The sequence below is a fragment of the Rhodococcus sp. NPDC079359 genome (genome assembly GCF_040702585.1).
Classification (GTDB): domain Bacteria; phylum Actinomycetota; class Actinomycetes; order Mycobacteriales; family Mycobacteriaceae; genus Rhodococcoides.
In genome coordinates this window covers 1-1,345 of the sequence record NZ_JBFBLH010000027.1, presented here as the reverse complement: position 1 = coordinate 1,345, position 1,345 = coordinate 1, and the positions used below count along the sequence as shown (strand labels likewise).

Genomic DNA, 1,345 nt, shown 5'->3' with positions numbered 1-1,345 from the left:
TGAACCGTCCTGGGACTGGTGGAGACTGTGATCTCACCAGGAGAATGCAGATATGGGTGCACCAAGGAAGTTCGATGCCGAGACGCGTGAGCGCGCTGTTCGGATGTATCGGGACCGTCTGACCGAGCAGGGCGACACCAAGATCGCCGCTCGCAAGCATGTCGGAGCATTGCTCGACATCAACCCCGCCACGATCCGGAACTGGGTCGAAAAGAACGATTTACCTTCCGGTCCGAACGAGAGCGAATCAGGTTCGGACCGTGATGCCGAGCTGAAAGCATTGCGACGCGAAAACTCCGAATTACGAAGAGCCAACGACATTCTCAAGACAGCGTCAGCGTTTTTCGCAGCGGCGGAGGTCGACCGCCGACTTCGGTGATCGTCGACTACATCGACGAGTACCGCCACCGCTTCGGGGTCGACCCGATCTGCACCGTGCTCCGCGAACACGGCATCAAGATCGCCCCGTCCACCTACTACGCCGCCAAGAAACGCGGAACCATCTCAACGGCCGCTCTAGATGAGGCGTACGCCGCGAACGCCGTGCACCGGCTCTATGTGGCCAACAGGCGCCTCTACGGGATGCGCAAAATGTGGCACGCCATGAAACGGGCTGGTCACGATCTTGGCCGTGATCAGGTCGGTCGGTTGATGGCGATCTGCGGAGCCGTCGGAGTGGTCCGCGGGCGACGCCGCACGGTGACCACCGAGCGTGACGACCGGGCACCTCGGCATCCGGATCTGATCGAGCGTCAGTGGGGTGCACCGACCCGTCCTGATCAGTGGTGGGTTGCTGACTTCACCTATTGCTGGACGTTGGCCGGGTTCGCCTATACATCGTTCGTGGTCGATGTATTCTCGCGTCGCATTCTTGGTTGGCGGGTGATGACGACGAAGGCGACACCTCTGGTTTCCGGGGTGCTCGAGCAAGCATTGTTCACCCGCCGACGAAGCGACTTCGCTTTCACCGCAACCGGTTTGGTTCACCACTCCGACGCCGGCTCGCAATATACATCGCTCGCATTCACCGAGGCGTTGATCGAATCCGGGCTCGCCGGATCGATCGGTAGCGTCGGTGATGCGCTCGACAACGCGTTGATGGAATCAACAATCGGCCTGTACAAGACAGAGCTGATCGAGCGGCAGAAGTCATGGACCGGCAGGGCAGAGATCGAACGGGAAACGGCTTCGTGGGTGCACTGGTTCAACACCAGCCGGTTGCACTCCGCGATCGGCTACCTCTCGCCCGTCGACTACGAAAACGAGTACCGTCATCAATGCTCGACCGCCACCTCCGACCGCGAAGTGGCTTGAACCAGGTCTCCATCAGATCCAGGACGGTTCA

The 1,345-nt window shown here is 60.4% G+C and carries 1 protein-coding gene and 1 other annotated feature; the gene reads left to right on the top strand.

Going from position 1 to position 1,345, the window contains the following annotated elements; genetic code table 11:
* Window positions 1-52 precede the first annotated feature (52 nt).
* A protein-coding gene (locus AB0362_RS26470; protein ID WP_139318105.1) for an IS3 family transposase occupies window positions 53-1,314 on the top strand; the annotation gives its coding sequence in 2 pieces (ribosomal slippage) (window positions 53-347 and window positions 347-1,314; 1,263 coding nt in all).
* Window positions 337-468 (top strand) — a sequence feature (AL1L pseudoknot). (Overlaps the previous gene by 132 nt.)
* Window positions 1,315-1,345 lie beyond the last annotated feature (31 nt).